The sequence below is a fragment of the Nonomuraea jiangxiensis genome (assembly GCF_900099965.1).
Classification (GTDB): Bacteria; Actinomycetota; Actinomycetes; order Streptosporangiales; family Streptosporangiaceae; genus Nonomuraea; species Nonomuraea jiangxiensis.
Genome location: NZ_FNDJ01000013.1, coordinates 263,249 through 286,696, shown reverse-complemented (window position 1 = coordinate 286,696; position 23,448 = coordinate 263,249). Strand labels below are relative to the sequence as shown.

20 protein-coding genes are annotated in these 23,448 nt (G+C 68.5%); 7 read left to right on the top strand and 13 right to left on the bottom strand.

Going from position 1 to position 23,448, the window contains the following annotated elements; all coding sequences use genetic code 11:
- Positions 1 to 11: 11 nt before the first annotated feature.
- Positions 12 to 971, bottom strand: a complete 960-nt coding sequence (locus BLS95_RS28585; RefSeq protein WP_090937801.1) for a D-alanine--D-alanine ligase family protein — start codon at positions 969 to 971, stop codon at positions 12 to 14.
- 144 nt (positions 972 to 1,115) lie between these two features.
- Positions 1,116 to 2,462, bottom strand: a complete 1,347-nt coding sequence (locus BLS95_RS28580) for an aminotransferase-like domain-containing protein (RefSeq protein ID WP_090937798.1) — start codon at positions 2,460 to 2,462, stop codon at positions 1,116 to 1,118.
- A 155-nt stretch (positions 2,463 to 2,617) separates the two neighbouring features.
- On the opposite strand from BLS95_RS28580, the gene BLS95_RS28575 reads away from it, so the two are divergent.
- Positions 2,618 to 3,235, top strand: a complete 618-nt coding sequence (locus BLS95_RS28575; RefSeq protein WP_090937796.1) for a GNAT family N-acetyltransferase — start codon at positions 2,618 to 2,620, stop codon at positions 3,233 to 3,235.
- 199 nt (positions 3,236 to 3,434) lie between these two features.
- Here the strand turns inward: BLS95_RS28575 and trxA are convergent, their stop codons facing one another.
- The 8 genes from trxA to BLS95_RS28535 all read right to left on the bottom strand — a co-directional run bounded on the left by trxA (position 3,435) and on the right by BLS95_RS28535 (position 12,391).
- Positions 3,435 to 3,749, bottom strand: coding sequence for a thioredoxin (trxA, locus tag BLS95_RS28570; protein WP_090937793.1), 315 nt, complete (start codon positions 3,747 to 3,749; stop codon positions 3,435 to 3,437).
- Between the two features lie 10 nt (positions 3,750 to 3,759).
- Positions 3,760 to 4,692 (bottom strand): thioredoxin-disulfide reductase, encoded by a 933-nt coding sequence (gene trxB / locus BLS95_RS28565; RefSeq protein WP_090937789.1) that lies wholly within the window; start codon positions 4,690 to 4,692, stop codon positions 3,760 to 3,762.
- 160 nt (positions 4,693 to 4,852) lie between these two features.
- Positions 4,853 to 5,761: an anti-sigma factor family protein gene (locus BLS95_RS28560; protein WP_090937785.1), complete on the bottom strand. Its 909-nt coding sequence runs from the start codon at positions 5,759 to 5,761 to the stop codon at positions 4,853 to 4,855.
- Complete coding sequence (gene sigM / locus BLS95_RS28555) at positions 5,751 to 6,386, bottom strand: RNA polymerase sigma factor SigM (RefSeq protein WP_090937782.1); 636 nt, start codon at positions 6,384 to 6,386, stop codon at positions 5,751 to 5,753. The genes BLS95_RS28560 and sigM overlap by 11 nt, the downstream gene beginning before the upstream one ends.
- Positions 6,387 to 6,401: 15 nt before the next feature.
- The gene (locus tag BLS95_RS28550; RefSeq protein ID WP_245765328.1) at positions 6,402 to 7,877 is read right to left on the bottom strand and encodes a protein kinase family protein; all 1,476 of its coding nucleotides are present in this window, start codon (positions 7,875 to 7,877) and stop codon (positions 6,402 to 6,404) included.
- Positions 7,878 to 8,106: 229 nt separating this feature from the next.
- Positions 8,107 to 9,714, bottom strand: a complete 1,608-nt coding sequence (gene murJ / locus BLS95_RS28545) for a murein biosynthesis integral membrane protein MurJ (protein ID WP_245765327.1) — start codon at positions 9,712 to 9,714, stop codon at positions 8,107 to 8,109.
- Positions 9,711 to 11,816: a DUF6049 family protein gene (locus BLS95_RS28540; protein WP_090937774.1), complete on the bottom strand. Its 2,106-nt coding sequence runs from the start codon at positions 11,814 to 11,816 to the stop codon at positions 9,711 to 9,713. Before BLS95_RS28540 ends, murJ begins: the two co-directional genes overlap by 4 nt.
- A 50-nt stretch (positions 11,817 to 11,866) precedes the next feature.
- Positions 11,867 to 12,391 (bottom strand): aminoacyl-tRNA deacylase, encoded by a 525-nt coding sequence (locus BLS95_RS28535; protein WP_090937771.1) that lies wholly within the window; start codon positions 12,389 to 12,391, stop codon positions 11,867 to 11,869.
- A 144-nt stretch (positions 12,392 to 12,535) separates the two neighbouring features.
- Here BLS95_RS28535 and BLS95_RS28530 point away from each other — a divergent pair, with 144 nt between their 5' ends.
- Positions 12,536 to 13,969 carry a CCA tRNA nucleotidyltransferase gene (locus tag BLS95_RS28530; RefSeq protein ID WP_425434753.1) on the top strand — a complete coding sequence of 478 codons (1,434 nt, stop codon included), beginning with the start codon at positions 12,536 to 12,538 and terminating at the stop codon, positions 13,967 to 13,969.
- On the opposite strand, the gene BLS95_RS28525 is transcribed toward BLS95_RS28530, so the two are convergent.
- Entirely contained in the window at positions 13,949 to 15,238 is a 1,290-nt protein-coding gene (locus BLS95_RS28525) for an MFS transporter (protein ID WP_090937765.1), read from the bottom strand. The genes BLS95_RS28530 and BLS95_RS28525 overlap by 21 nt on opposite strands.
- Before the next feature lie 106 nt (positions 15,239 to 15,344).
- On the opposite strand from BLS95_RS28525, the gene idi reads away from it, so the two are divergent.
- Positions 15,345 to 15,929 (top strand): isopentenyl-diphosphate Delta-isomerase, encoded by a 585-nt coding sequence (gene idi / locus BLS95_RS28520; protein ID WP_090937762.1) that lies wholly within the window; start codon positions 15,345 to 15,347, stop codon positions 15,927 to 15,929.
- 136 nt (positions 15,930 to 16,065) lie between these two features.
- Here idi and BLS95_RS28515 read toward each other — a convergent pair whose 3' ends face one another.
- Both BLS95_RS28515 and BLS95_RS28510 read right to left on the bottom strand, forming a co-directional pair.
- Positions 16,066 to 17,145: an inositol-3-phosphate synthase gene (locus BLS95_RS28515; RefSeq protein WP_090937760.1), complete on the bottom strand. Its 1,080-nt coding sequence runs from the start codon at positions 17,143 to 17,145 to the stop codon at positions 16,066 to 16,068.
- A gap of 13 nt (positions 17,146 to 17,158) precedes the next feature.
- Positions 17,159 to 17,743: a PadR family transcriptional regulator gene (locus BLS95_RS28510; RefSeq protein WP_176993430.1), complete on the bottom strand. Its 585-nt coding sequence runs from the start codon at positions 17,741 to 17,743 to the stop codon at positions 17,159 to 17,161.
- Between the two features lie 133 nt (positions 17,744 to 17,876).
- Here BLS95_RS28510 and BLS95_RS28505 point away from each other — a divergent pair, with 133 nt between their 5' ends.
- From BLS95_RS28505 to BLS95_RS28490, 4 genes are all read left to right on the top strand, one after another.
- On the top strand, positions 17,877 to 18,263 hold the full coding sequence (locus BLS95_RS28505) for a DUF5318 family protein (protein WP_090937757.1): 387 nt from the start codon (positions 17,877 to 17,879) through the stop codon (positions 18,261 to 18,263).
- A gap of 236 nt (positions 18,264 to 18,499) precedes the next feature.
- A complete protein-coding gene (locus BLS95_RS28500; protein ID WP_176993418.1) occupies positions 18,500 to 20,995 on the top strand; it encodes a transglycosylase domain-containing protein in 2,496 nt (831 codons plus the stop codon).
- Complete coding sequence (locus BLS95_RS28495; RefSeq protein WP_090937751.1) at positions 20,992 to 22,314, top strand: glycosyltransferase family 87 protein; 1,323 nt, start codon at positions 20,992 to 20,994, stop codon at positions 22,312 to 22,314. Before BLS95_RS28500 ends, BLS95_RS28495 begins: the two co-directional genes overlap by 4 nt.
- Positions 22,311 to 23,375, top strand: coding sequence for a mannosyltransferase family protein (locus tag BLS95_RS28490; RefSeq protein WP_090937748.1), 1,065 nt, complete (start codon positions 22,311 to 22,313; stop codon positions 23,373 to 23,375). Before BLS95_RS28495 ends, BLS95_RS28490 begins: the two co-directional genes overlap by 4 nt.
- Positions 23,376 to 23,448 lie beyond the last annotated feature (73 nt).

Here is a 23,448-nt window from a genome sequence, read left to right as displayed (position 1 = left end):
AAGAAGCGAGCCTACGAGGACCGGGAGCGGGTGGCGGCTATTTGGAGGAGCGTGGCGCAGAGCTCGCCCAGGTCCTGGCCGGCGGCTTCGGCCGACATGGGCAGGAGTGAGGTCTCCGTCATTCCCGGTGCCACGTTGACCTCCAGGAAAAAGGGGGTGCCCGAGGCGTCGACGATGAGGTCGGTACGGGAGATGTCGCGCAGCCCGAGCGCCGTGTGGGCCGTGACGGCGGTCTCCGCGCAGGCCGCGGCGGCCTTCGGGGACAGGCGGGCCGGGGCGAAGAACTCCGTGTGGCCGGCCGTGTAGCGGGCCGCGTAGTCGTAGACCCCCTCGTCCGGAACGATCTCCACGGCCGGCAGGGCCACCGGCCCCTGGCCCAGGTCGACGACCGAGACCGCCACCTCCACGCCCTCCACGTACCGCTCGATGAGCGCCGTGTCGCCGTACGCGAAGCAACCGACCATGGCGGCGGGCAGCTCCTCGGCCGTGCGTACGATCGAGGCCCCCAGCGCCGAGCCGCCCCTGGCGGGCTTGACGAACAGGGGCAGACCCAGGTGCTCCACGATGCGTCCCAGCACCACGGTGGCGCCCAGGTCGTGGAACGTCTCCTTCGGCAGCGTGACGGACTCCGGCGTACGAAGGCCGACCGAGCGCACGACCGCCTTGGCGGTGGGCTTGTCAAAGGCCACCCGGCAGGCGTCCGGATCGGCCCCCACGTACGGGACGTTGAGGAGCTCCAGCACGGACCGGATCGCCCCGTCCTCACCGGCGCCGCCGTGCAGCGTCACGAAGACGGCGTTGGGCGGGTCCACGAGGATCGAGGGCACGAGGGAGGCGTCGGTGTCACGGGCCTCCACGTCGATGCCCGCCGCGCGCAGCACCTCGCTCACTCGGCGACCCGAGCGCAGGGACACCTCACGCTCGTAGGAGAGGCCTCCGGCCAGCACGAGCACGTGGCCCAGATCGCTCATCACATCTCCTCTGCTGATCGCACGCTGTCCAACCGTACCGGCGCGGGGGCCGAGGGTGTGTGCGGGGGCCGTCCCGGTGTCCCAACCCGCAAACGAGCGGGGCCGGCGTCCCAGGGGAACACCGGCCCCGCTGCGATGAAGGCGCTATTTCAGGTCGGGGCCCGGCGTGTCCACCCCTTGGTGGTCGCGTACCGAGCCGGTCCCGAACGTGTCCCGCAGCTGCATCTCCTGCTCGATCACCCCGGCGAGCCGCCGCACCCCCTCGCGGATGCGATCCGGCTGGGGATAGCAGTACGACAGGCGCATGTGCCGCGCCCCGCTGCCGTCCGCGTAGAACCCGGTCCCCGGCACGAACGCCACCCGCTCGGCCACCGCCCTGGGCAGGATGGCCTTGGAGTCGAGCCCCTCGGGCAGGGTCGCCCATACGAAGAACCCGCCGCCGGGGCGGGTCCAGCTGACCTCGGGCGGCATCAGGGAGTCGAGGGCGCCCAGGAGCGCGTCGCGGCGCTCGCGGTAGAGCTCCCTGAACGTCTTGATCTGCTCCTGCCACGGCTGCGAAGCCAGGTATTGGCCCACGGCGAGCTGCGTGAACGAGGAGTGCGACAGCACGGCCGACTCCATGGCCAGGACGAGCTTCTCGCGGATGGCGTGCGGGGCCAGCGCCCAGCCGACCCGGAAACCGGGAGCGAGCGTCTTGGAGAACGATCCCAGATAGACCACCCCGTCGGGGTTGTCGGCACGCAGGGCCCGCATGGGCTCGCCGTCGAAACCGAGCAGTCCGTACGGGTTGTCCTCGATGACGAGCACCCCCGCCCGCTGGCAGATGTCGAGCACCTGCTGGCGGCGGGCGATGTTCAGGGTGACGCCGGCCGGGTTCTGGAAGTTCGGGATCGTGTAGAGGAACTTGATGGGCGCTCCGGCGGTCTCCAGGGCGTAGATGGTCTGGGCCAAGGATTCAGGCACGATGCCCTGATCATCCATAGCGATGTGGACCACTTTGGCCTGGTAGGCGGAGAACGTACCCAGCGCTCCGACGTACGAGGGGCCCTCGGCGAGGACCACGTCGCCCGGGTCGATGAAGATCCGGGTGACCAGGTCGAGGGCCTGTTGCGAGCCGACGGTGACGACCACGTCGTTCGCCCCGGCGTGAATCCCCTCCAGCCGCATGACCTCGCAGATCTGCTCGCGCAGGTGCGGATCGCCCTGGCCGGAACCGTACTGCAGCGCGACCGGGCCGCGCCTGGTGACCAGGTCGGAGACCAGCTCGCCGACCATGTCGAGGGGGAGCGCCGTGACGTACGGCATGCCGCCGGCCAGCGAGACCACCTCGGGCCTCGACGCGACGGCGAAAAGAGCTCGGATCTCGGAGGCGACCATCCCGGTAGCTCGCGCGGCGTACCGATCGACGTATGCGTCAATGCGCGACCCTTGGGTCGCGGGTGTCTGACCGTGATCCCGCTCTTCCGTCACGGCCCACCTCCTAGGTGTCATATCGGGCGGAAATACCAGATTACGCCAGCCGGACATGTCGTTAGTGACCGACCTCCACCGTCGTGGTGTCCGCTGGCGGCATCCTCACTGGGCTACGATGCCACCTGTGGACGCGGTTTTCGCGCGCTTTTCCGGGTCAACGATAGGGGCGGTAGTTGTCGCGCCGGCTGGTCAACATAACCCTGGACAATCTTGAAGATCTGCCGCACCGCTGTCGGCGGTGCGTGTTCTGGGAGCTCGATCCCGTCAGCGCCGAACGCGCTGTGCAGTCGGGCGACCCGGGGCTGGAGAAGGAAGCGTGGATCTCCGGCACACTGCTCGAATGGGGTAGTTGCGGAAAAATTGCCTACGTTGATGGGGTGCCCGCCGGGTTCGTCCTTTACAGCCCGCCCCTTTACAGTCCACGGTCGGTGGCTTTCCCCACCTCGCCGGTCAGTGCCGACGCGGTGCTGCTGATGACCGCGCACATCATTCCGGAGTTCTCGGGTGGCGGGCTGGGGCGGATGCTGATTCAGGGCGTGGCCAAAGACCTGACGCGGCGTGGCGTGAAGGCTATCGAGGCTTTTGGGGACCTCAAGTGGGAAGAACCTAGTTGCGTAGTTCCGGCGGAATACTTGCTTTCTGTTGGTTTTAAGACTGTTCGTCCGCATTTGCGATTCCCGAGGCTCCGGCTGGAACTCAAGACCGCCGTCTCGTGGCGTGAGGACGTCGAGGTGGCCTTGGAGCGGCTCCTAGGCTCCATGAGTCCGGAACGCGCCCTACGTCCCGTCTGACGGCCCTTCAGGCCCGAGGAGACGACTGTCCGGGAGCCCTCAGACCCGAGAGCCCCGAAAGCAACCGGAGAGCCCGAAAGCGACCGGGAAACCCCGAAAACCCCCAGGAGCCCGGAAGACGAAAGGCCCCCCGCCGGAAGCGAGGGGCCTCGTCGGGCGAAGCGCGCCGCAAGAACGCACAACCGCACCGCAGGGCGTGCTAGATGATGCCCTCGAGCTCGCGCAGCAGCATGGCCTTCGGCTTGGCGCCGATGATCTGCTTCACGACCTCTCCACCCTTGTAGACGTTCATCGTCGGAATCTGGAGTACGCCGTACTGGCGCGGAACCTCCGGATTCTCGTCAATGTTGAGCTTGACGATCTCCAGCTTGTCGCCGTGCTCGCTCGCGATCTCCTGCAGGATCGGCGCAACCTGACGGCACGGGCCGCACCATTCGGCCCAGAAATCCACGAGTACGGGCTTGTCGCTCTTGAGGACGTCGGCCTCGAAAGTGGCGTCGGTTACTGCCTTCACGGTGCGCTCCTTACTTCTCGGTGTTGGCCAGCCAGCGCTCGGAGTCGAGCGAGGCCGAGCATCCGGTGCCGGCCGCGGTGATGGCCTGGCGGTAGGTGTGGTCCACGACGTCGCCCGCCGCGAAGACTCCGTCGATGTTGGTGGCCGTGGACGGGGAGGCGACCTTGATGTACCCGTTCTCGTCCAGGTCGATCTGGCCCTTGACCAGGTCCGTACGCGGGTCGTGCCCGATGGCCAGGAACAGCGCGTCCGTGGCCAGCTCGCACTCCTCGCCGGTCTTGAGGTTGCGCAGCTTCACGGCCTCGACCTTGCTGTCGCCGAGCACGTCCACGACCTCGGAGTCCCAGACGAAACGGATCTTCTCGTTCGAGAAGGCGCGTTCCTGCATGATCTTGCTGGCCCGCAGCGAGTCGCGGCGGTGCACCACCGTCACCATCCGGCCGAACCTGGTCAGGAACGTGGCCTCCTCCATCGCGGTGTCGCCGCCGCCGACGACCACGATGTCCTTGTTGCGGAAGAAGAACCCGTCACAGGTCGCACACCAGGACACGCCGTGCCCGGATAGGCGCTTCTCGTTGGCCAGGCCCAGCTCCCGGTATCCGGAGCCCATGGCCAGGATGACGGACTTGGCGTAATAGGTCTCGCTGTGGGTCTTGACGACCTTGGGGTTGGCCTTGAGGTCCACCTCGACCACGTCGTCGGCCACCAGCTCGGCGCCGAACCGCTCGGCCTGCTTGCGCAGGTTGTCCATGAGGTCGGGACCCATGATGCCGTCGGGGAACCCGGGGAAGTTCTCCACGTCTGTGGTGTTCATGAGCGCGCCGCCCGCTGTGACCGAGCCCTCGAACACGAGTGGCTTGAGCTCGGCGCGCGCGGAGTAGACGGCCGCGGTGTAGCCGGCCGGGCCCGACCCAATAATGATCACGTTACGAACGTCGCTCAACGCTCCACGCCTTCCTCGTCTGCGGTTGCAGTGGCGTCAACAGATCCTAGGGCGAGCTGATTCCCGCCCCGACCCACCTCGCCGCGGGACAGCGCACGGGCAAAGAAAAAGAGCCCGCCGAAGCGGGCCCTTCCGAGGGACGACGCCACCGTTTTTTGCGTTACCAGCGGCCCAGTGCGGGTTTACGCAGGTTTTTGCAGTTGAACGGGTCGACGATGTCGATTCGCAGCGTCTGCGCGGCCTTGTCCTTCCAGGAGGCCACGATGAGGGCGTCCTGTCCGTTGTACTGGCCCTGGTCGACCGCGTACGTCGGCAGCTTCGACCGGCTCACCACCCGGCTGACGCACTTGTCGACGTTGGCGTGGTCCGAGGAGTCGCCGCCCACCATCTGCGCGTAACCGAACATGCCTTCGAGCGGCTGGCGCAGGTCGTGGTCGCTGTAGTTGTGACCGCTGTTGGTCATCGCGTAGGACGGAGCCCGTGGGTACGTCTTCGGCGGCGTCTCGGGCTTGGCCACCCTGTTCTCACCGGTGCTGCCGGCACCGGGCCCGTCACCGCCGGCCGCGAGCAGCGTGGTCGAGACCACCGCCGTGCCAACGACCACCGCCGCGGCGGCGGCCGCCACGGCGGGCACCGCCCACCGGCGCCTGGTCCTGCTCCGCCTGGCGGGGACGATCGTGCCGTCATCGGAGACCACCCCGAGGTGCACCGGCTCCTCCACCGGGGTCACCGGCTCGGCTCCCAGCCGCGTCGGCGCCTCGATCGGTCGCTCCCACGGAGCGTCCCGCATGAGCTCATCCCAGTCGGGTGGTTCCGCGAGGCCGACACCTCCGCCGCGCCCGGCCTCCGCGGCCAGCGCCTTGTCAATGCGCAGCGCGACACCCATCGGCATGGCCGGAGTGGGGGTCGCCGCGAGCACCTCGCGAACCGCCGCCAGGTCAGCCAGAAGCTCCCCACAGGGGTCGCAGACCGCGAGATGCTCGCGGACCTGGCGTGCCGTGCCGACGTCTAGGAGACCCTCGGCCAGTTCGGCGAGAATTTCCAGATCGTAGTGCGTATCACCCGTCACGAAGTTCTGCTCCCTTCGCGGATGAGACGCGATTGAGGTCTGTTCGGTTCCGCAGATGCGAAAGAATTGGGGCAAGTTTCGCGCGGCCCCTGGCGCACCTGCTCTTCACCGTGCCGCTGGGCACCTGGAGCACCTGAGCTGCGTCTTCGACCGAATAACCCATCATGTCGACCAGCACCAGCGCGGCTCGCTGGTCGCTGGGCAGCAGCTTCAGGGCGGCCGAAACCTCCATCGAGACCTCGCGCTCGACCGTGTGGTCGGGCAGCGGGGTCTCGCGCTCGGCGGCCTCGATGAGCTCGTCGTCGGCCACCGGCCGGACGGACTTGCGGCGCATCCGATCGAGGCAGGCGTTGACCACGATGCGGTGGAGCCAAGTCGTGACGGCCGCCTCGCCACGAAACGTGGCGGCCTTGCGGTATGCGGAGACGAAGGCGTCCTGCACGGCGTCGGCGGCCTCGTCGGGGTCACCGAGCGTCCGCAGGGCGACCGCCCACATGCGGTCGCGATGCCTCTTGACGATTTCGCTGAAGGCGTGTGGATCCCCGTTGATGTGCGCGGTAAGCAGCTCGGCGTCCGTGATCGCCGGCCGTTCCGCGGCTGAGGGTGTCTCGGGTGGGGAGTTCACAAGAGGGATTCCTGATTATGCCGATCCGGGAGAGTGCACCACTACTTCATAGATGGTGCCATGAAACTTGCCTCCATCCGCAGGAACACGCGTAAACCAGATCAAAACGTACTGACCGCTCGTCGCCTCGTCGGGGGTCAGAGTGGTCTTACCTGCTGCGTTCTTCTCGGTCGCCACGGTCTTCAGCGAGTCGAGATCGCGGGAGTCGCCCACCTTGAGCTCGACGGTCGCGCCCGGCGTATCGGCCAGCGTAGCCACCACGTCACTGATCTGCATGGACTTGCCCATGTCGAGCAGCAGGCCGACGCCGTCCTTGAGCCCGCCGAGCTCGGCGTTGGAGTAGCCTTCGGTCTCCCAGAACGTGCTCGGCTTGCCGTCGATGGCCAGCGGGGCCTTCTCCGGCTTCTCGTCCTGCTCGCCGCTGCCTCCGAGCGGGTCGAAGGCCTGCGCCTTCTCCGGCTTGACGACCTCGACCTCGGGCGCGGCGGACGCGGAGTTGCTCGGGGCGCCGGCGCTCGGCGTCGCCGTCGCGTTCGGGCTGCCCAGGCTGCGGCCGATCGTCCACGCCCCGACGCCGACGGCGGCGATCACCAGCAGTACCACCAGCGTCATCAGCACCCGGTTGAGCGTGCTGCCGTGGCCACCCCCCTGCGGGCGGTGCGGTGGGGGCGTCGGCGACGGCATGGTGTAGTGGTGGTGGTGCTGCTGGCGGTGGGCGATGTCCAAGCCCTCGGTGTGCGAGGCGGAGGCCACCGCGGGGGTGGAGGGGTAGGCGATCGGGATCGGCATCGGCCTGGCCACGTCACCCAGCGCCTCGGCCACCTGCGCCGGGGTGGTCAGCGCGCTCTGGCCCCTGCGCGACTCGGGCAGGCAGGCCCGCACCGTGATCGAGTCGAGGTAGCTGGGCACCCCGGCGGTGACCTGGCGGGGCGTGCAGAAATGGCCGTCGGTCATGGGGGCCGCGGGCAGCCCGCCCTCTTCCTCGTCGCCCGGCCAGTGACCGGTCAGACCGGCGTAGAGCAGCCGGCCCAGCCCCTCGGCGTCGTCGAGCGCGGGCTGGTCGGTGGTGAGCCCGGACAGCGCCGAGTCGACGGCGACACCGAGCACCTTGACCGTGTTGCCGGTGGTCCACACCAGGTGGGAGGGGCGCAGGCACACGTGGTAGAGCTGCGCCTCGTGGGCGTGCGCCAGCGCCTCGGCGGCCTCGGCGACCAGCCCGGCCGCGCGCTCCGGCTCCAGCGGGCCCGAGTCGAGCAGATCGGTCAGCGTGTCGCCGGTGACCCACTCACTGACCACGTAGGAGAGCTTCTCGTCCTCGGCGGCGTCGAACACCTGGGTCAGGCGCGGGTCGGTCAGCCTGCTCGCGGCGCGGGCGGCTGTGACGACCTCGTGGACGCGCGGAAACTCCGGTCCGAAAGTGTGTACGGCGACGGGCCGCGCGAGAATCTCATCAATGGCCTTCCACAGCGTGGCTCCTTCGGATTCGCTCACGCGATCCTCGAGCCGGAAGCGCTCGGCTAGGCGGGTGCCGGGTTCGACGGCCGACGTGCTCACTGGCTCTCTCCGCTTGGCCGATAGGGCGTGCTCATGACTCGACACACCTGCGCGGGCATGTCCCACGAAGGCGCGCTATGCCGGGTGGATCCGCCCACGCCCCTCCTGCTTCCATTCGCGCGTGTCGAGCTTCATGGTAGTGCCGAGTAGATTCCGACCGCGTTCTTTACCGGCCTACCCGCCTGGCGACCATCCCAACGATCGAGTTGACCTCAGGGATGCGCATTCTGTGTGCTATAGCGAGATAGAGCAGCAGCCCCATACCCCCGCCGACGCCCAGAACTATCAGCGAGTTGACGAACCCTAGCCCGTCGAACGCCGTCGTGACCACCCACACCGCGGCCAGGGCCAGCACGGCCGTGGGCAAAGCGCCGAGATACATCCTGGTCAGCGCCATGCCGATGGTCCATCCGCCCAGTCCCTGAACCCGCCGGCTGGCCAGCCACCAGGCGGTGACCCCACCCAGCGCGTACGCGATGGCGTACGCCAGGGCCAGCCCCATCACCGCATAACGAGCCGGCAACAATGAGTAGAACAGCACCATGAGCCCCGCGTTGACCGCGGTCGTGCCCGCCCCGACGAACACCGGTGTTCGCGTGTCGCCGAAACTGTAGAAGACGCGCAGCAGCAACTGGAACACCGAGAACGGCACCAGCGCCAGCCCGTAGACCTGCAGCACGTTGCCGATGTAGACCGCGTCGGCGACGCTGTTGGCCCCGTGGCCGTAGATGGGCACGGTGATCGCCGGTCCGAGCACCATGAGGAGCAACGACACCGGCACCATCAGCGCGCAGATCATCCGCACGCTGGACCCGAACTCGGCGCGCACGTCGTCGAAGCGCTCCTCGGCGACGGCCCGGCTCATCCGCGGCAGCATCGCGGTGATCACCGAGACGCCGATGACCCCGTACGGGAGCTGGAAAAGCTGGAACGCCAACGTGTACGGGCTGATGCCGTGCCCCGGCACCACGTCGCCCGCCGAGCTCGCCAGGTTGACCGTCAGCATGAACCCGAGCTGCGTGACGACGACGTAGCCGATCGTCCAGATCCCGGTCTTGGTCATCTCGCCCAGCCGCGCGTTCCACACGTCCAGCCGCGGCACGAACGAGAACCCCACCCGCTTGAGAGCCACGATCAGCACGGCCGCCTGCGCCACGATGCCGGCCGTGGTGCCCAGGCCGAGCAGCGCCAGGTCGCCGTCGGTGACCTTGTCGATGTCGCCGCCGCCGCTGCCGACCACCACGTAGGCCAGGAAGACGCAGATGACGACCAGGTTGTTGAGCACGGGCGCCCACATGGGGGCGCCGTAGCGGTCGCGCGTGTTGAGGATGGCGCCCGCCACCGCGCCGACCCCGAAGAAGGCCAGCTGCGGCAGGATGAACCGCGCCAGCGTGACCCCGACCTCGAACCTCTTGCTCCCCGGCGCCCAGACGGTGTAGAGGTCGATGAGCAGCGGCGCGGCGAGCACGGCGACCGCGGCCACCACGACCAGCGCCACCGTGGAGATCGTCAGCAACCGCTGCTCGTAGGCCCGGCCGCCGTCGGGATCCTGGTGCTGCGCCCGCACGATCATCGGCACCACGACGCTGCTCAGCACGCCCAGCAGCAGCAGGTCGAGAATGCTGTACGGGATCGCGTAGGCCGCGTTGTAGGAGTCGCCCAGGGCCGCCGTGCCGATGGCGTAGGCGAGCACCATCGTCCGCACGAACCCCGTGACCCTGGACACCATGGTGCCCGCCGCCATGATGGCGCTGGCCCGAAGCATGCGGCTCATACAGATTCACTCTCCCGGTTCTTGGCGGCCCGTGCGACCCTGCGCTCCGAACGGCGGCGCAGCACGCGCATCACCACGGCGGCCAGCATCACGGTCAGCGCGGCCCCCACGATCACCAGGGCGATCCCGGTGTAGCCGGTGGTGCGGATGGTCAGCTTCTGTGCCTTGCCGTACGGGCGCCCGTCGGCGGTCTTGAGCTGGACGGTCACGGTTGCGTCGCCGTCGGTGGCGGCGTTCATCGGCACCTGCACCGTGCCGCTCTGCCTGCCGCCGATCACCAGCGGCTCTTCCTCTTGCTTGAAGTTGACCTGCAGCAGGTCGGGATTGTTCGACCTGACGTCGATGAACAGGGAGATGGGGATGCTGAGCGAGTTCTTCACGCTGATCGGCACCACGCCGTTGCTGCCGGCGAGCGTGCGCGACCGGTCGGGCCCGGCCCCGGTGATCTGCACCTCTTCCGTCCTGGCGGTGACCGCCGACTTGACCAGGGTGGTCACATTACGGGCCACGCGCGTGTTGTCACGCCAGGCCGCCGAGGTGAGGCGCAGCACCGCCGCGTCGAAGCCGGAGGGCGCCTTCTGCTGGGTGATCAGGGAGGTGAGCTCCGCCTTCGTCGCGACGTCCTTGACGGGGTCGAGGTATTTCGCGGTCAGCTCGCTCTTGCGGTCTCGGTCGGTGTAGGTCAGACCGGCCCGCGGGACCGACACCCGGGTCGGCTTGATCGACTCCAGCGGCGTGAGCTGCAGCCACGGCAGCCGGCCCGCGATCTTGATGAGGGCGGTGACGAGCGTCGGGTTGGGATTCCAGCGCCGTGAGGGAGCGACGATCAGCGACCTCGGCGAGGTCTGGCCGATCTCCGAGGCGATCATCGCGGTCTCGGCGACGAAGCGCTGCGTGCTGAGCAGTACGGACGTGGCCGACGCGGGCTCGAACAGGCGGCTCAGCTCGGTGTCGGCGACCAGCGCGGTGACGGGGCCGTTGACCGAGTCGAGTGTCGAGGCGGCATCGGGCGTGAACGTGACGGGCGGCTGCGGCGGCAGGTTGGTGGCGTTGAGCAGGACCCGGTTCACCTTGTCGCCGCTGACCGAGAGCAGATCGAGCGCGTCGGCGTCGAGCACTCCGGCGGGCGGCCAGTTGGTGGTGGCCGTGGCGCCGGGGTTGAGCAGCTCTCTGGTGACCTGCTCGCCGATCTGGATCGCCTTGCCGGTCTGCGTGTCGAGCCCGTGGTGCGCGAGCGCCGCCACGTCAGGGTCCGCGTACGGCACCGCGACCACGGGCGAGGCGGCCAGCGAGGTGCGCATGGTCGTCAGCCACTGCTCGGCGGCGGGTTCGGCGGGTTTGGACTCCGTGCCGTCCTTGGTCTTGACCTTGTACGCGCCCTTCATCGTGTTGAGGTCGTCGAGCAGCGCCGGGTCGACGAACCACGTGACGGTCTTGGGCGCGACCTGGGCGATGCCGGCGAGGTCGGCGAGCCGGCCGCCGTCGGCGAGCGACTGCTTGAGCCTGTCGTCGACGAACACGGCCTCGTCGGTGGCCCGGTGCGGCTGGTCGATGACGGGCAGGGCGATGGCCAGCCGGTTGCGCGGCAGTTTCGGCACGGCCGGCGGCGCGTAGGTGAGGTAGGTCCGCTGCGCCGTGACCATCACGTCGTTCTGGGCCACGTCGACGGCCACCGGATAGACGCCGAACGACTGGTAGCCGAGCTGCACCGGCGTCGCGGTGAACTCCCAGCGCGTCTGGGCGCCCGCGGCCAGCGCCGGGACGTACATCGAGGAGGTGGGGGAGACGTTGCCCGGGAGCGTCCAGGAGTTCTGGTCGGACTGGTAGGCGCTCATGGTGGCGCGGTCGGTGAATTTCTGCGCCGTGTAACGCAGGCGCACGCGCACGTTGGTCAGCGGGGCGCCGGTGTCGTTGCGGACCGTCCCGGAGAACTTGATCACATCGGTCGGCGACTTGGGCACTTCCGGGGTGATCGAGGAGATCGTCACGGCGAGCGTCTGCCGGCTCGCCTTCGCGGCAGCCGTGTTCGGCGCCGTCGCCGCCATCATCGGGGCGAGCAACGCGGCGGACAACGCGACGAGCAGCGCGGCCTTACGGATCACGCGAATGCCCGGGTTGGGTAACGACGACGCACGCCCGCAATGGTACGGGCTCAGTGCCGTCGCGCGACCGCCCCACGAGATCCTCGCGGCCTTGATCCACGTAGGTCGACCATCTTGCCTGGAAGGAGAGTCAGCAGGTCGAGAGCACGGATGGAGAGCGCGGTGTGCCGCTCTCCGGTGGCCGCGAAGATCGGTTCGTCGTCCGCGACCAGCCGGTCGTCGATGAACATGGGCAGCGACTCGGGCAGCAGCAGCGGGCACACCAGCCCGTCGGTGTAGTCGGTCGCCGAATTGACCACGTGGGTCGAGGCCGGTCGCACCTGGCGCAGGCCGAGCTGGCCGCCGACGGCGCCGGGCCGGGGCGGGCGGGCGACCGTGCTGGTGACGGCTATGACGACCTCGTGGCCGAGCCGCGTGACGACCTCGAAGACCGTGACCATGAGGCACCTGTCGGGCGCCGCGGAGAGCGTTTCCGGCAGCTCTTCCGCGCATGTCATGGGACGCGGAAGGCGTACGATCTCATGATGGACCTGGTGTGCGAGGAGCCAGCGGTGGATCGCGAGGGCGTCCTTCATATAGTCCTCCTTGCCTTGTTCCATGGCCCCCCGACGGTCCCTTGACCGACGGTAACCCGGACCCCATGTGGCTCGGGGGATATGTTCCGGAAGGACTCATCACGTTTGTCCGACTCAACTCTGACCGAAAGCCAGCATCGGGCCATGACCGACCTGTTCCGCAAGATCGCGCCGGTGGCCGACGAGCTCGGTCGCCTGTTCGCCGCGCAGGGCCATGAGCTCGCGCTCGTCGGCGGTCCCGTGCGGGACCTGCTGCTCGGCCGCGCCGGCAATGATCTCGACCTGACCACCGACGCCCGTCCCGAGCGCGTGCTCGAGATCGTCAAGAGCTGGGCCGACTCCGTGTGGACCATCGGCATCGACTTCGGCACGGTCGGGCTGCGCAAGGGCAACTGGCTCATCGAGATCACGACCTACCGCAGCGAGTCCTACGATCCGAAGTCGCGCAAGCCTGAGGTCATCTACGGCGAGACGCTGGAGGCCGACCTGGAGCGGCGTGACTTCGCGGTCAACGCGATGGCGGTGCGGCTGCCCGGCCACGAGTTCGTCGACCCCTACGGCGGCCTGAGCGACCTGCGGGCCGGCCGGTTGCGCACGCCGGGCACGCCTGAGCGGTCCTTCGACGACGACCCGCTGCGCATGTTGCGGGCCGCCAGGTTCGCCTCGCAGCTCGGCTTCGAGGTGGACGGGCAGGCGCTGGCCGCGATGAGCGCGATGGCCGAGCGCATCGAGATCGTCTCGGCCGAGCGCATCCGCGATGAGCTCGACAAGCTGATCTGCGGCGCCAACCCGCGCGAGGGGCTGCGGCTGCTGGTCGAGACGGGGCTGGCCGCGCACGTGCTGCCCGAGCTGCCCAAGCTGCGCCTGGAGATCGACGAGCACCACCGGCACAAGGACGTCTACGACCACACGCTGACCGTGCTCGACCAGGCCATCGCGCAGGAGGAGGACGGCAAGCCCGACCGCGTCCTGCGCTGGGCGGCGCTCATGCACGACGTCGGCAAGCCGAAGACGCGGCGTCACGAGGCGGGCGGGCGGGTGTCGTTCCACCACCACGAGGTGGTCGGCGCGCAGATGACCAGAAAGCGGATGACGGAGCTGAAGTTCCCCAAGGACGTGGTCTCCGACGTCTCCCGGCTGGTCGAGCTGCACCTGCGCTTCCACGGCTACGGCACGGGGGAGTGGACCGACAGCGCGGTGCGCCGCTACGTGCGCGACGCCGGTCACCTGCTGGACCGGCTGCACAAGCTGACCAGGGCCGACTGCACCACGCGCAACAAGCGCAAGGCGGTGACGCTCGCGCGCACCTACGACCAGCTGGAGGAGCGCATCGCCCGGCTGGCCGAGGAGGAGGAGCTGGCCAAGATCCGGCCCGAGCTCGACGGCAACGAGATCCAGCGGGTGCTCGGCGTGGGTCCGGGGCCGGTGGTGGGGCTGGCCTACAAGTTCCTGCTCGACCTCAGGCTGGACAAGGGCATGATCGGCAAGGACGCGGCCACCGCGGCGTTGCTGGACTGGGCCCGGGCCAACGAGATGGGCCCGGGCGAGCGCGGCGGGTCAGGCGACCTCGGCACGTGAGGCGGCCGCGGTGACCATCCGGTAGGCCACCGCCGCCACCAGGTAGCCGATCGCGATGATCACGACGGCGGTGTAGGACTTGCCGTTCGCCGGCAGGATCATCGCCGACAGGGCCGCGGCGAGTACGTACATGCCGTTGAAGAGCATGTCGTAGATCGAGAACGCGCGGCCCAGGTAGATGTCCTGGACGTCGCGCTGCACGGTGGTGTCCGCGCAGATCTTGACGCTCTGCGCGGTCACCCCCAGGATGAACCCGGCCACCGGCAGCCCCCACTCCTGGAACGGCAGCGCCGTCGCGGCCGCCAGCACCCCGGAGGCCGCCAGCGCGATTGGCACCCAGCGCTCGATGCCGAACCACTCGGTCGTGTACGGGGTGATGATCACGGCCAGGAAGTAGCCGACGCCGGAGGTGGCCACCACGAGGCCGATCCCGCGCAGGGCGGCGTCGGGATCGCCGTCGGTGAAGTAGTAGCGGTAGAGGATGATGCCGAGCGCGGTCGACATGCCGTAGAAGAAGCGGTGGGCGGCCATCGCGCCCATCGTGGCCGCGGCCATGCGCTGCCGCCCCAGGTGCCGGGCGCCGTCGACCAGGCCGGTCACGACGTTGCGCATGGCCTCGCGGGTCTGCGGCCGGTTCGGGTCGGGCTCGGGGCCGAGCAGGGCGCGGTCCATCGTGCGCGCCGCCAGCGCGCTCAGCGCGAGCGGCACGCAGCAGGAGACCAGCAGCAGCGCCGAGCCGCGGTCGTCGCCGCCGAACACCTCGCGCAGCAGGAACCCGGCGCCCGCGCCCACGAACGTGATCACCGTGCCCGAGGTCGGCGTGACCGCGTTGGCCGCCATCAGCCGGTCGGCGGGCACCACGTGCGGCAGCGAGGCGCCGAGCGCGGTCAGGAAGAACCGGTTGACCCCGAGCACGGCGAGCGCCGTGGCGTAGAACGCCGGATCGGGCACGTCGGCGGCGACCAGCACCGCGGCGAGCAGCAGCAACATGCCGCGTACGATCGGCGCCACCATCAGGATCTGCCGTCGTGACCAGCGGTCGATGAACACGCCGACGAACGGCCCCAGCACGCTGTACGGCAACAGCAGCACGGCGAGACCGGCGGCCACCTGGAGCGCGGTCGTCTGGCTCTCGGGACTGAAGAAGGCGAACCCGGCCACCCCGAACTGGAAGATCCCATCGCTGAACTGGGAAGACAGCCGGGTGCCGAACAACCGCCGGAAATCCCTGCCACGCAGGACCACGCGTAGATCGGCGACGAATGACACGCGGCCAGCCTAGCCCTGTGGGGGTCGTCTAGGATGCGAGCGAGGTTGGTGCAGCAGGTGAACAACAGGTTCCTAGTGGTGGCGCCGATCTCGTACGCTTCATAGCGTGACGACCGAGGAACACGTTGTGCTGGTCGACGGTGACGGCAATGCGCTGGGCACCGCGCCAAAAACGTCGGTGCACGGCCATGAGACCCCCCTCCACCTGGCGTTCTCCAGCTACGTCTTCGATCATGAAGGCCGCGTACTGCTCACCAGGAGAGCGGACCACAAGATCACCTGGCCGGGTGTCTGGACCAACAGCTGCTGCGGCCACCCGCTGCCGGGCGAGCCGCCTGAGCGGGCCGTCCTGCGCCGGCTCTCCTACGAGCTCGGCCTGCGGGCCGAGCACGCCGATCTGATGCTGCCGACCTTCGCCTACCGGGCGGTGATGGGCAACGGCATCGTCGAGCACGAGCTCTGCCCGGTCTACCGGGTGACGGTCGACGCTCCCGTGACGCCCAACCCGGAGGAGGTGGGGGAGGTGCTGTGGATGCCATGGAAGGAGTTCGTCGAGGGCGTGCGGCGAGGGCTGCTGGCGATCTCGCCATGGTGCCGGGAGCAGGTGCCGCTGCTGGCGGAGCTCGGCGCCGACCCGATGACCTGGCCACCGGCCCCCGACACCGCCCTGCCCCCCGCGGCCCGCGTCTAGCCTCACCACCGACGCGTAGCCCCCACCTACGAAGGAGCCGCGGCCCGGCACTCACGAGAGAGCGGGGCTCTGGCACTCACCAAGGCGCCGCGCCCGGCCCGGGCGCGGCGCCTTCCGGCATGATCTGGCAGGGAGGTCAGCGCTCGACCTCACCCCTGATGAACTTCTCGACGTAGTCGCGGGCCTCGTCGTCGGAGAACTGCTTCGGCGGCGACTTCATGAAGTAGGAGGACGCCGACAGGATCGGCCCCCCGATCCCCCGGTCAAGGGCGATCTTGGCGGCCCGGACCGCGTCGATGATGATCCCCGCCGAGTTGGGGGAGTCCCACACCTCGAGCTTGTACTCCAGGTTCAGCGGCGTGTCGCCGAACGAGCGCCCTTCGAGCCGCACGTACGCCCACTTGCGGTCGTCCAGCCACGGCACGTGGTCCGACGGCCCGATGTGCACGTCGGCCCTGGCCATCTCGTGCGGGATCTGCGAGGTGACCGACTGCGTCTTCGAGATCTTCTTGGAGAGAAGCCGCTGGCGCTCCAGCATGTTCATGAAGTCCATGTTCCCGCCGAAGTTGAGCTGGTACGTGCGCAGCAGCTCCACCCCGCGGTCCTCGAACAGCTTGGCCAGCACCCGGTGCGTGATCGTGGCGCCGACCTGAGACTTGATGTCGTCACCGACGATCGGCACGCCGGCCTCGGTGAACTTCTCGGCCCACTCCGGGTCGGAGGCGATGAACACCGGCAGCGCGTTGACGAACGCCACCTTGGCGTCCAGCGCGCACTGCGCGTAGAAGCGGTCGGCCTCCTCCGAACCCACCGGCAGGTAGGACACCAGGACGTCGACACGGTTGTCACGCAGCACCTGGACCACGTCGACGGGCGTCTCGTCGGACTCCTCGATGATCTCGCGGTAGAACTCGCCCAGACCGTCGAACGTGTGGCCCCGTTGGACCGTCACCCCGGTGGGCGGCACGTCCGTGATCTTGATGGTGTTGTTCTCGCTGGCGACGATGGCCTCGGAGAGGTCACGGCCGACCTTCTTGGCGTCCACGTCGAAGGCGGCGACGAACTCGACGTCGCCGACGTGGTAGTCGCCGAACTTCACGTGCATCAGGCCCGGCACCCGGATCTCCGGGTCGGCGTCCTTGTAGTAGTGAACGCCTTGGACCAGCGACGACGCGCAGTTGCCGACACCGACAATGGCCACGCGAACCGAACCCATCGCACTCGCTCCCTTACTCATCAGTTGACGTGGTATCTCTCTCGGGCTCTTCCGAGGCCCGACGTTCCGTTGCGATCAGCTCGTTCAGCCAGCGCACCTCGCGCTCGACCGACTCGAGCCCATGGCGCTGCAGCTCGAGCGTGTAACTGTCAAGCCGCTCCCTGGTGCGCGACAGCGCGGTGCGCACCGCGTCGAGCCGCTCCTCCAGCCTGCTGCGACGGCCTTCGAGAATGCGAAGGCGCACCTCGGCCTCGGTGTGCCTGAAGAAGGCGAAGTGCACACCGAAGCTCTCGTCCTCCCAGGCGGAGGGCCCGGCCTGGGTCAGCATGTCCTGCAGCCGTTCCTTGCCTTCGGCGGTCAGCTTGTAGACGATCTTCGATCGCCCGCCGACGATCGGGGGCTGAGCGGGCTGTTCCTCCGCGATCAGGCCCTGAGCCAGTAGCGATCGCAGACAGGGGTAAAGCGATCCATAGGAGAACGCACGGAACATCCCTAGCAGGGCGTTGAGCCGTTTGCGCAGCTCATAGCCATGTAGTGGTGTCTCATGCAGCGACCCGAGCACGGCCAGCTCCAAGACCCTGCCCTGTCCGCCGGCCACCGGAACCGCCCCCTCTCGCATCGATGTATCGAGCCGATACATCCCGAGGATACGTCGCGCCGCTATATCGCTGCAATCATTGAATCTGCCAAGTCGTTGGGATGAATCGGAAAAAAGCCGTAGTCTGGCGCTCATGTGGTCACAGCGGAGGGTGGTGGATTACGGCCTGGCGAAACGGGCGGTGGTCCGCTCCTTGCGCAATGGGCGCACCTCACGCGGCGACGTCTGTGACGCACAGCCCTACCTCCTTCGCGCGGCGCGCTACTTCGGCGAGCCGACCGAACGTCTCTGCCCGGTCTGCGAAAGGGAGAACGTCACCAACGTGACCTATGTCTACGGCGACTCCCTCGGGAGGCATGCCGGACAGGCAAAGGTCATGTCGGAACTCGTCGCCATGGCTCATGATTACGATGAGTTCCGGGTGTACGTCGTCGAGGTCTGCCAAGGTTGTTCTTGGAACTACCTGACGGTTTCGTACGTCCTCGGCAACGGACCGCCCGACCTGGTCGGCCGAGCCTGAAGACCGGGGGCGGCGAGAAACCTCACGCCCAACGCCGTTTTGTTCCGATGACGATGCGAGGACGTGTGAGTAACAGCATGCATGAGGGGCCGAATCAGCCTCCACGCCCTGGAAGGCGCCGTCGGTCCAGCTCATCCCGTTCTGTGCCCCCGGGTTCTCCGCCCCAAACCGGCGAACCGGGCTGGGGTGGATCTCCGCCCCGTCGTCCGGAAGCGGCCTACGAGCAGACGGGCGCCATGGCGGCGCAGCCGTACGACGATCAGGGTGGGGGCGGCGACCGGCCGCCACCACGCCCGCACGCGCGTCAGGACACGCGCGCGCTGAGCGCCCCTGAGACCATGATCAGCGACGGGCCACGGCGCTCGCGCAGGCGGGGTCAGGGCGGCGGGCCCCCCGAGCCCCCGGGACCCCCCCGATCCCCTGATGACAAGGGGCGCGGCGGCTGGCGCAGGTTCGTGCCCGGTTGGAAGATCGTGGTGGCCGGGTTCGTGGTGCTCGCGGCCGGCATGTTCGGCATGGTCATGGTGGCCTACGCCAACACTCCGGTGCCCACGGCGACCCAGTCCGAGGCGCTCGCCCAGGCGAGCACCCTCTACTACCGGGACAAGTCGCCCATCACCAAGCTGGGCATGAAGCGCGAGCTCCTCGACAACATCTCGCAGATCAGCGACTCGGTGAAGGACGGCGCCATAGCCATCGAGAACGACACGTTCTACGAGGACTCGGGCATCTCCATCTCCGGTATCTTCCGCTCGGCCTGGATGACCCTGTCCGGCCAGCAGCTGCAGGGCGCCTCGACCATCACCCAGCAGATGGCCCGCGCCTACTACGACGGCCTCAGCCAGGAAGTCTCCGTCAAGCGCAAGGTCATGGAGATCTTCGTCGCGGTCAAGCTCGACGACACCATGTCCAAGGACGACATCCTGCTGACCTACTTCAACACCATCAACTTCGGCCGGGCCTACGGCATCGAGGCGGCCGCGAAGGCCTACTTCGGCCCGAAGGTGACCGCCGCGAAACTGACGCCCGAGCAGGGCGCCTACCTCGCGGCGCGCATCCAGCAGCCCAACTGGGAGCCCGACGCCCCGGGGCTCAAGAGCCGTTTCAACGACGTCGTCAACGCCATGGCCAGGGTGTTCCCGGAGAAATACGGCAACCTCCCCAAGACAGCCAAGTTCCCCAAGACGGTGCCGCCGTCCAAGAACGAGGAGTACGGCGGCCTCAAGGGTTACATGGTCACCGAGGTGCTGCGGGAGCTCAAAGACCGGGGCCTGACCGAGGACGAGATCCGTACCGGCGGCTACGACATCTACACCACCTTCGACAAGAAGCTGATGAAGGCCGCCGCGACCGCCATGACGAGCACGATGGCCAAAATGGACAAGGAGTTCCACGGCGGCCTGGCCGCGGTGGACCCGAAGACCGGCCGGGTGCTGGCGACCTTCGGCGGCACCAACTACCTCAACGACCCGTGGAACGAGCCCTTCGACTCCAAGAAGCAGGCGGCCTCCGCGTTCAAGCCCTACGTCCTGGCGGCCTGGCTGCAGTCCGGATACTCGCTCAAGAGCTTCGTCCCGGGTAACGAGACGGTGCCGAAGAAGCTGCCCGGCCAGGCAGATGGCGGCTTCAAGAACAGCCACAACGTGGGCCCGGCCGTCGACGTGATCAAGGCCACCGCGGACTCGGTCAACACCGCGTACGTGTCGATGGCGTACGCGCTGCCGGGCAAGATCGACGACGTGAAGAACCTGGTCGAGGCGGCCGGCTTCAACCAGGAACGGATGGAGAAGGACGTCGAGGAGCACCACTACCAGTTCGCCATCGGCAGCGCCCCGGTCACCCCGGTCGAGCAGGCCGCGGGCTACTCGATCTTCGCCAATGCCGGCGAATACCGGAAATACCACGTGGTGCGGGAGGTCAAGCTGGACGGGAAGGTCGCCTATCCCGAGCTGAACCCGGTGAAGAGGGTCATCACCCCCGAGGCGGCGGCCGATTCCACGGTCGCCATGGAGGCGGTGCTGAAGAGCGGCACCGCGGCGGGCCAGGGCCTGGGCAACCGGCCGGCGGCCGGCAAGACCGGCACCAACAACGACGAGAACGGCGCCTGGTTCGTCGGCTACACGCCGCAGATCTCCACCGCGGTCGGGTTCTACCGCGAGGAGTGCCGGACGAAGTCGGGCAAGGTCGTGCCGCCCATCCACTCCAACTGCCCGGAGACTCCGGGTGGCAAGCCGCATCCCAAGTACAACCAGCAGAACCCCTACACTCGGCCGTTCGAGGTCTCCCTCGGCTTCGAGGGTGCCGGTCCGCCCACGGAGGCCTGGCGGAAGTTCATGTTGCTCGCGCACGAGGGCCTGCCGATCGAGCAGTTCCCGACCAGGGCCGACTACGGCGTGGCCGAGAACATCGTGCCGAGCCCGACGCCCACGCCGACGGTCACGCCGGACGACCCGTTCGACAACGGTGACAACCCCTTCGACGGCGGGGACGGCGAGCAGGACTGCATCATCCCGCCGTGCGGAGTCGACAACGGCGGCGACAACGGCGGGGGCGTCGACCACGAGAGCGAGTTCCCGACGGGCTCCGACGACGTGGACGACCAGGGTCTGAGCGGGCTGGGCGGCATGGGCGGCAACGGCAACGACCGCAACGACCGCGGCGGCGGCAACGGGCCGCCCGATCCGGGACAGGGCGGGCCCGGAGGGTCCAGGTCCGGACCCGGAGAGCGGTGACGAGCACGGAGGTGCGCGTTCCCCTCGCGGCGCGCACCATCCCGTACCTGCCCCTGGGGCTCATCGCGGCCCTGGGGGCGAGCCTCGCGTACGTGGTGCGGCTGCCGTGCCGCACCGGCGGCTGGAACGACCAGGTCACCACGTACACCAACTTCTGCTACACCGACATCTACCCGCTCTACTTCGACCGGTCCCTGGCCACCCAGAACCCCTACTTCGCCCACGTGCCGTTCGACAAGCAGGTCGAATACCCGGTCGTGCTGGGCGAGGTCATGCAGGTGGTCAGCTGGTTCGCCCGGTGGCTGGAGAGCGACCGGGGCGCGCAGGCCGTCAGGTTCTACGACCTGACGGTCATCGTGCTCGGCATCTCCCTGGTGGCCGGTGTCCTGCTGATGGCCGCGCTGGCCGGGCCGACGCGGCGCTGGGACGCGCTGTGGTACGCCATCTCGCCCGCCGTGGTGCTGGCCGCCTACATCAACTGGGACCTGGTGGCGGGCGCGCTGTCCATGGGCATGCTGCTGGCCTGGGCGCGGCGCCGGCAGGTGCTGGCCGGCGTGCTGCTGGGGCTGGCCATCGCGACCAAGTTCTACCCGCTGCTGTTCCTGGGCGCGTTGTTCCTGCTCACGTGGCGTACCGGGCGATGGCGACCGTTCCTCGTGACAGCGGGTTCGGCGGCGGTCGCGTGGCTCGTGGTCAACGTGCCCTTCATGATCTTCGCCTGGGAGGGCTGGCGCAGGTTCTACGTCTTCTCCGCCGAACGCGGGGTGGACTGGGGCTCGGTGTGGCTGTTCTTCCAGCACAAGGGATGGGGGGTCCTGGGCGAGGGCGACGTGAGCACGCTCGGCATGGCGGCGCTGGCGCTGATGTGCCTGGGCATCGCCGTGCTCACGCTGGCCGCGCCGCGCCGGCCGCGGCTGGCCCAGATCTGCTTCCTGGCGCTGGCCGCCTTCATGATGACGAACAAGGTGTGGTCGCCGCAGTTCGTGCTCTGGCTGGTGCCGTTCGCCGTGCTGGCCAGGCCCAACTGGAAGCCGCTGGTGCTGTGGCAGCTCGCCGAGGTCTGGTACTTCACCGCCATCTGGCTCTACCTGCTCTCCCAGCCGCCGTTGAGCCGCGACGACCTGGGCATCGGCGACGACACGTACTTCACCGCCGTCTGGGGGCGGGTCATCACCATCGGGATCATGATGGCGTTCGTCGTGCGGGACATTCTGCGTCCCGACAAGGACGTGGTGCGCCAGGCCGACATCGACGACCAGACGGGCGGTGTGTTCGACGACGCCCGCGACCGGTTCACGCTGGCGTCCATCATTAAATGATCACCCGCTCGTCCACGCGCGACGCGCTGCTGCTCTGGCTGGGCTCGCGCGCTGGACTGCTGGTGACGACGTTGCTCGGGGTGACCTTCGCCGACTACCTCGCCGGCTGGCGCAAGTGGGACGCCGAGCTGTTCATCACGATCGCCGAGCACGGGTACGACGGCGAGCCCGGCGAGCCGGTGGACGAGGGACTTCCGGCGTTCTTCCCGGGATTCCCGGGGCTGTTGCGGATAGTGCACTTCGTCGTCCAGGACTGGTCGGCGGCCGGGCTGGTGATCTCGCTGGTGGCCGGGGCGGTGGCCATGGCGGCGCTGGCCCGGCTGGCGGAGCTGGAGGGCGCGCACGGCTGGATGGCGGTGCTGGCGCTGCTGTGCTTCCCGATGGCGGTGTTCCTGGCGGCGGGCTACAGCGAGTCGCTCTTTCTGGCCTTCGCGATCCCGGCGTGGCTGGCGGCCAGGCAGGGCGCCTGGTCGGCGGCGGCGCTGCTGGGCGCGGGGGCCGCCTGCGTGCGGATCACCGGGTTGTTTCTCGCGATCGCGCTGGTGGTGGAGTTCTTCGTCGCCAAGGAGGCGCCGCGGCGGGCCGGGTGGCTGGTCGTGCCGTTCCTGCCGCTGGTGGCGTACTCGTACTACCAGTACAGCCGCTCCGGTGACTGGCTGGCCTGGAAGCACGCGCAGCAGGCCGGGTGGGGGCGCGACTTCGCCTGGCCGTGGGAGGCGTGGCGGACGACCTGGGGCTCGGCCCTGGGGTCCGACGACATGGCGGTCGCCTTCCGCATGGAGATCGCCGGGGCCGTGGTGGCGGTCGCCGTACTGGTGTGGCTGCTCGTGCTGCGCCGGTGGAGCGAGCTGGTCTACACGGGGTTGCAGGCGGGGGCGCTGATGACCTCGGCCTTCTACCTGTCGATCCCGCGCTCGCTGCTGCTCTGGTTTCCCCTGTGGGTGCTGATCGCCAGGGTCACGACCAGCAGGACCTGGTTGATCGTGCTTTATGCGCTGATCTCGGGGCCGCTCATGCTCCTCAACACCGGCCGCTTCCTCAGCGGGGCCTGGGCGGGATGATCTCTCTACCCGTTTCTTCGTCTCGGTAATCCAGGGAAGTTATCCACAGGCTGTGTGTATTTCCCCAGCCGCT